4 protein-coding genes are annotated in these 7,090 nt (G+C 57.2%); 3 read left to right on the top strand and 1 reads right to left on the bottom strand.

All coding sequences use genetic code 11. The features are described 5' to 3' along the window. The first annotated feature begins 327 nt into the window (after positions 1-327). Positions 328-1,353, top strand: coding sequence for a quinone-dependent dihydroorotate dehydrogenase (locus tag RX972_RS04900; protein ID WP_255879938.1), 1,026 nt, complete (start codon positions 328-330; stop codon positions 1,351-1,353). Between the two features lie 118 nt (positions 1,354-1,471). Here RX972_RS04900 and rmf read toward each other — a convergent pair whose 3' ends face one another. Beyond that, entirely contained in the window at positions 1,472-1,687 is a 216-nt protein-coding gene (gene rmf, locus RX972_RS04895; protein WP_002553055.1) for a ribosome modulation factor, read from the bottom strand. A 568-nt stretch (positions 1,688-2,255) separates the two neighbouring features. Between rmf and rlmKL the strand changes: the two genes are divergently transcribed. After that, positions 2,256-4,526, top strand: coding sequence for a bifunctional 23S rRNA (guanine(2069)-N(7))-methyltransferase RlmK/23S rRNA (guanine(2445)-N(2))-methyltransferase RlmL (gene rlmKL, locus RX972_RS04890; RefSeq protein WP_099268674.1), 2,271 nt, complete (start codon positions 2,256-2,258; stop codon positions 4,524-4,526). A gap of 151 nt (positions 4,527-4,677) precedes the next feature. Next, positions 4,678-7,089 (top strand): diguanylate cyclase, encoded by a 2,412-nt coding sequence (locus tag RX972_RS04885; RefSeq protein WP_316873034.1) that lies wholly within the window; start codon positions 4,678-4,680, stop codon positions 7,087-7,089. Position 7,090: the final 1 nt, after the last annotated feature.

Below are 7,090 nucleotides of genomic sequence, written 5' to 3'. Positions count from 1 at the left end.
CCCGTTGCGGCGGCCCACGGTTCAGGATCTGCGGGCGGGTACACCGAGCGACAGCGAGGTGCCGAGTGGTGGGGCAAAAACGTTTTGCTTACTTTTGCGTTTTTCAAAAGTGAGGCGCTGTAAAAGCGCAACCAATAGAAGCCATGACCGCGGTAACGGATATGTACACAAAGAATCGCTGCATGAATGACGTGCATATACCTATGCCAATCACAGCATCCCAATCAATCAGTTCATGCAAAAGCCTGCAGGCATGCCTCGCACGCAATCGCACAGACGTCTATAATTGCCGCCCTGAATTCAGCTTCTTACGAGCCGCGCCCGCCCATGTATAACCTGGCCCGCCAGTTACTGTTCAAACTTTCCCCGGAAACCTCCCACGACCTGTCGCTTGATCTGATTGGCGCTGGTGGCCGATTGGGCATCAATGGTTTGTTGAGCAAGGCGCCGGCGCGTCTGCCGGTGAACGTCATGGGCCTGGATTTTCCCAATCCGGTCGGGCTTGCCGCGGGTCTGGACAAAAATGGCGCAGCCATCGACGGGTTTGCCCAACTGGGTTTCGGCTTCGTTGAAATCGGCACCGTGACGCCGCGTCCTCAGCCTGGTAATCCCAAGCCGCGGATTTTCCGTTTGCCGCAGGCTGAAGCGATCATCAACCGCATGGGCTTCAATAACCTGGGCGTTGATAATCTTGTGGCCCGGGTTCAGGCCGCCAGCTACAAAGGCATTCTGGGTATCAATATTGGCAAGAACTTCGACACGCCGGTCGAGCGGGCAGTGGACGACTACCTGATCTGTCTGGACAAGGTGTACGCCCATGCCAGCTACGTAACGGTCAACGTAAGTTCCCCCAATACACCAGGCCTGCGTAGTCTTCAGTTCGGTGACTCGCTCAAGCAGTTGCTCGAAGCGTTGCGGGTTCGTCAGGACGCGCTGACCCAATTGCATGGCAAGCGCGTGCCGCTGGCTATCAAGATCGCGCCGGACATGACCGACGAAGAAACCGTGCTGGTTGCCGCCGCGTTGATCGAGTCAGGAATGGATGCTGTGATTGCCACCAACACCACCCTGAGCCGCGTCGGCGTCGAAGGCTTGCCCCATGGTGACGAGGCGGGCGGTTTGTCCGGTGCTCCAGTGCGTGAGAAGAGCACCCATACCGTGAAGGTACTGGCTGGCGAACTGGCCGGGCGGATGCCAATCATTGCGGCAGGCGGGATCACCGAAGGCAAACACGCGGCTGAGAAAATCGCTGCTGGCGCGAGCCTTGTCCAGATCTACTCCGGCTTCATCTATAAAGGCCCGGCGTTGATTCGCCAGTCGGTGGATGCTATCGCCGCGATGCGCAAATACTGAGGGCAAAAAAAGGGGCTCCCTTAAGGAACCCCTGGGGCTTGCGCCCGGCGCCCGGATGGGACGCTTCTGGTTTGGACACGATTTCAGAGATTTGATGGACTGATCGGAAGTTACCTGGTTATCCGACCGCGTGAAGTTCGTTGAGTCTGTGGATTCCCGCAGTGCCGGTCATACCGTCCCAGTTGTCGCCACGTCCTTCTCGCCAGCCATTGATCCAGGCTTGGCGTACCGACGGTAGAGTAAAAGGGCAAAGCTCACGGGATTTACCATGAACGCCGTACTGATATCCGCGTAAAAATGCTCTTTCCAACGGATCACGCTTAAGTCTTCTCATAGGGTGTTGCCCTCGTTTGTTGACTGTTATGTCCCTGAGACCTCATGTCGAGGTCGGGCAGAAAATTTTCTGCCGTTGGTACCCGCTGCCGGCGTCGCGGGCTTTGGTGTTCTCACCGTTGCGGTGACAACCTGTGGTGATTTCTAACCAATGGATCGAGTGCTGTGAATGATCGTTTTGTCATAAGCACGTCATATTTGTAATAACTGGAACATAAGCAAGCTTGTGTTTCAAAGTTGATTATTTCGGCAGCCCTGAACTGGCAAGGCTTGCAAGAAATGTTGCGACTGTTTCGCAACCGCAGATGATGGCCTGTTGCAAGTAGGCCTAAATCGACGAAGGGTCGCGATGTGACTTTTTATTGCGAAGGTCGTCGTGCTGAATAGTGGTTTTTAAATCTCCCTTGGCCATGATGGTCCAGGGATGACTGCCTTGATGACGTATAGGTTCATGAGGTGGTCTGGCACAAATTGTGTGCCGCGCAGGCGTTCTCCAAGAAAGACGCCTGTTTTAAATCTGGTCGGGCAATGCGTTGCCCGCCGCTTATGGCTAAAGCCCTGGAATACTCATGTCGGACCGTTACGAACTTTTCCTCACCTGTCCTAAAGGCCTGGAAGGGCTTCTTGCAGAGGAAGCCACTGCGCTTGGCCTCGAGGAAACCCGCGAACATACCTCAGCCATTCGCGGCAGTGCCGACATGGAGACCGCTTACCGGCTATGCCTCTGGTCGCGTTTAGCCAACCGCGTGTTGCTGGTCCTCAAGCGTTTCCCGATGAAGGATGCCGAAGACCTGTACAACGGCGTGTTGCATGTCGACTGGCATGATCATCTTGAGCCGGATGGCTCGCTGGCAGTTGAGTTCAGCGGCCATGGTTCAGGCATCGACAACACCCATTTCGGCGCCCTGAAGGTCAAGGACGCCATTGTCGACAAACTGCGCATGCCTGACGGTTCGCGGCCGTCAGTGGACAAGTTGAATCCGGATCTGCGCGTGCATTTGCGTCTGGACCGTGGCGAAGCAATTCTGTCCCTGGACCTGTCCGGCCACAGCCTGCACCAGCGTGGTTATCGCTTGCAGCAGGGAGCTGCACCGTTGAAGGAAAACCTGGCTGCCGCAATTCTGATTCGTGCAGGCTGGCCGCGCATTGCTGCTGAAGGCGGCGCGCTGGCTGACCCGATGTGCGGCGTGGGCACATTCCTGGTTGAAGCGGCGATGATTGCTGCCGACATTGCACCAAACCTCAAGCGTGAGCGTTGGGGGTTCTCGGCATGGCTCGGCCACGTGCCCGCCCTGTGGCGCAAGCTGCACGACGAGGCGCAGGAACGTGCCGAAGCCGGTCTCGCCAAGCCGCCGCTGTGGATTCGTGGCTATGAAGCGGACCCTCGTCTGATTCAACCGGGCCGCAATAACGTCGAGCGTGCCGGTCTCAGCGAATGGATCAAGATTTACCAGGGCGAAGTGGCGACATTCGAGCCGCGCCCTGACCAGAATCAGAAGGGTCTGGTGATCTGTAACCCCCCATACGGCGAGCGACTGGGCGACGAAGCCAGTCTGCTCTATCTCTACCAGAACCTTGGTGAGCGTCTGCGTCAGGCCTGTCTGAACTGGGAAGCCGCGGTATTTACCGGCGCTCCGGATCTGGGCAAACGCATGGGTATTCGCAGCCACAAGCAATACGCTTTCTGGAACGGTGCCTTGCCGTGCAAGCTGCTGCTGATCAAAGTGTTGCCTGACCAGTTCGTGACCGGCGAACGCCGTACTGCCGAACAGCGTCAGGTTGAGCGTGAACACGTCGAGCCGGAAGACACTAGCCCGCTGGTGACCCCTGGCAAATACGAGAAGTTCAACAAGAACGGTAACCCGATCAAACCGGCTCCAGTGGTGATCGAGCAGCCGCGCTTGAGCGAAGGCGGGCAGATGTTTGCCAACCGTTTGCAGAAAAACCTCAAGTTGCTGGGCAAGTGGGTACGTCGTGAGGGCATTGATTGCTATCGCGTGTATGACGCCGACATGCCTGAATACTCGTTGGCCATCGATCTGTATCAGGATTGGGTACACGTTCAGGAATATGCCGCACCCAAGTCCATCGACCCGGAAAAAGCCTCGGCTCGCCTGTTCGATGCACTGGCGGCTATCCCTCAGGCGCTGAATGTCGACAAGAGCCGCGTGGTCATCAAGCGTCGCGAGCGCCAGAGTGGCACCAAACAATACGAGCGTCAAAGTGCTCAAGGGCAGTTTGTCGAGGTCAACGAAGGCGGCGTCAAGCTGCTGGTCAACCTGACGGACTATCTGGACACGGGGCTGTTCCTGGATCACCGCGCCATGCGCATGCGTATTCAGCGCGAGGCTCAGGGCAAACGTTTCCTCAACCTGTTCTCGTACACGGCGACGGCCAGCGTGCATGCAGCCAAAGGCGGCGCGCGCAGCACCACCAGTGTCGACTTGTCCCGGACGTATCTGGACTGGGCGCGGCGCAACCTGTCGCTGAACGGTTTCTCCGACAAGAACCGCCTGGAGCAGGGTGACGTGATGGCTTGGCTGGACGCCTGTCGTGAAGAGTACGACCTGATCTTCATCGATCCGCCGACGTTCTCCAACTCCAAGCGCATGGAAGGGATTTTCGACGTGCAACGCGATCAGGTGCAATTGCTGGATCTGGCCATGGCCCGTCTTGCGCCGGGCGGCGTGCTGTATTTCTCGAATAACTTCCGCAAGTTTGTCCTCGATGAAAATCTTGCACAGCGTTATGCCGTGGAAGACATCACCGCCCAGACCATTGACCCTGACTTCGCCCGCAACAGCAAAATTCATAAGGCGTGGAAAATCACAGCCAGATAATCGGCCCGCGCACATCGATCCGTTCGCATTTGTGATGGATCGATGTGCAATCGGTGTCGAGTCAGGCTAGGCAAAATACTGGCTAATAGCTATAAGTGAGCTACAGCCAGCGTGACGCTTCTCTATGCTGTGGCGTTGCGAGTGTCGAATGATGCCCACGAGTCAGATTCGTCCCAGGATTCTCGGCTTTATCAATGAGCAGGCCTCCGCGTGGGTCGTTGCCGCATTCGCCTTTCTGGTAGGTGCTGCTCTGACTGTATTGTTGGCGTTCGCCAACTCCGAGCTTTATGAACGTCAACTGCGTCAGCGTTTTGATCTGTTGGCCAATGAGCGCTTCAGTCGCATTCAGGAGCGGCTCGACGGCCAGGTTTACCGCCTGGACAGCCTGCGTCGTTTCTTCATGTTCTCCACTGTCGTCACCCGAGCTGAATTCAACGGCTTCGCTGATCCGTTGCTGATCGGCACCGAGGCTTACTCATGGGCGCCAAAAGTGACGAATGCCCAGCGTCACCAGTTTGAACGGCAGACCGTTACAGAAGGGCTGACAGGCTTTTCGATACGTGAAGTGACTCAAGAAGGCGTGCTTGCACCTGCGGACGTACGCTCTGATTACTTTCCGGTTCTGTTTACGCGTTCGCGCAGCACCGAGCCTTTGCCACTGGGGTTTGATATCGGCTCCGAGAGCGTTCGCCGTAGCGCTGTTGATCTGGCGGGCAAGTTGGGTGCTATGGTCGCGACACCGCGCATGAGTCTAGTGGCGCTGGAGCCGGGCAACTCCAGTGGGGTATTGCTGCTGGCGCCGGTGATGTCTTCCAGCACCAATCCGGTGGGCGAGGCTGCAGATGTCAGCGGTTATGTCATGGCGGTCATCAGCCTCAGCAAGCTGATGACTGAGGGGTTGCCGTCTCAGGACAACCTGACCTTGACCATGAGCGATCTCGCCTCGCCAGTCGAACAACAACTGCTTTATCAGTCGCCCATCCCCGCAGTAACCGGCGAGATACGCGTCAGTACCTTGCTGGGGCTGGCCAACCGTGACTACCTGCTGGAAATTCGGCCGACCGCGGCGTTCATGACAAGCAACCAGTCGCTGGTGGGAAGTGTGATTCTCATGGGCGGGCTGCTGAGCCTGCTGTTGAGTGCGTTGCTGTACAACCTGATCAGTCAGCGCCAGCGTGCCTTGCGTCTGGTGGACGAGCGCACTTCTGAACTTCGGCTGCGCGAGCGGCAATTGCGCGGTGCTCACGGACAACTCAGTAGCGTGCTGAACGCCGCTACCGACGTTGCGATTATTGCAACGGATCTTAACGGCGTTATCAGCACCTTCAATGTCGGTGCCCAGAAGATGTTGGGTTATCAAGAGGAAGAGGTGCTGGGTCAGCTTCAGCTCAAGGACCTGCAGATGCCGGCCGAGCTGGAAGCGCATGCTCAACATCTGAGTCAGGCTTATGGCTATCGGGTGACGGCCAGTCAGGCGATTTTCGTTGAGGCCGACGATGACGCCCCTCACAAGTCTCACGAGTGGACGTTTATCCGGCATGACGGAAGTTCGCTCGTGGTCAATATGCTTTTGACCGCGGTGCGCAACGAGCATGAGCAGTGGGTGGGGTATCTGGCTGTTTGTATCGATGTCACTGAGCGCAAACTGGTTTACGAAGCTCTGGCCGCACGTGACATGTTACTGAAGAAAATCAGCGCACACGTGCCCGGGGGGATTTTCCAGTTTCAGATCGATGCCAGCGGTGAGTCGCGATTCAATTACATCAACGATGGCATGTGCGAACTGCATGGTATGACCCGTGAGCAAATGCTGCTTGATTTCAAGTCGGTGTTTGCCCGTGTTGATCCGCTGGATGTAAGACGTGTGAAAGACTCCATGCGCGCTTCGGCGCAACACATGACGCCTTGGCAGGACGAGTATCGACTCAATGTTCCAGGGCATGGACTGCGTTGGGTACACAGCCACGCCATGCCGGAAGCTCAGGCTGGCGGCGGCGTGGTCTGGCATGGATTCCTTTCCGAGATCACTGACATGAAACGCGTGGAGGAAGAGTTGCGCGCGATGTCAGTCACCGACGTGCTGACCGGCGCCTACAACCGGCGTTATTTCCAGGAACGCCTGAGTGCTGAGCTGGCGAGGGTCAACCGTCATGGCGGAGCCTTGTCATTGATCATGCTGGACATTGATCACTTCAAACGCGTCAATGATCAGCACGGTCATGCGGTTGGCGATACGGTGCTGCAGGTCATTTGCCAACGAATCACCACTCGCTTGCGCCGCAGTGACGTGTTCTGCCGTCTGGGGGGTGAAGAGTTCATGGTGCTTTGCCCGGGGAGTACTGCATTTGCGGCGCATGAACTGGCGATCCAGCTCTGGAACGTTCTGCGCAGCCAGCCGGTGGATGGCGTCGGTCTTGTCACCGCCAGTTTTGGCGTGGCGAGTTGGCGTGAAGGTGAGGATGCCGATGCGCTGTTGCTACGTGCCGACTCCGGTGTCTATGCCGCCAAACAGGCGGGACGGGATCGAGTGGAGGGTGAGAAGCAGGGCGAGGCGAGTGTGTGAG

The sequence above is a fragment of the Pseudomonas syringae group sp. J309-1 genome (genome assembly GCF_032582135.1).
Taxonomy (GTDB): domain Bacteria; phylum Pseudomonadota; class Gammaproteobacteria; order Pseudomonadales; family Pseudomonadaceae; genus Aquipseudomonas; species Aquipseudomonas quasicaspiana.
This window is presented reverse-complemented; position numbering and strand designations above follow the sequence as displayed.

What these genes read in the sequence shown, in the direction of transcription:
- rlmKL (WP_099268674.1), top strand. Translation starts at nt 2,256, where the DNA reads ATGTCGGACCGTTACGAACTTTTCCTCACCTGTCCTAAAGGCCTGGAA.
- RX972_RS04900 (WP_255879938.1), top strand. Translation starts at nt 328, where the DNA reads ATGTATAACCTGGCCCGCCAGTTACTGTTCAAACTTTCCCCGGAAACC.
- RX972_RS04885 (WP_316873034.1), top strand. Translation starts at nt 4,678, where the DNA reads ATGCCCACGAGTCAGATTCGTCCCAGGATTCTCGGCTTTATCAATGAG.
- rmf (WP_002553055.1), bottom strand. Translation starts at nt 1,687, where the DNA reads ATGAGAAGACTTAAGCGTGATCCGTTGGAAAGAGCATTTTTACGCGGA.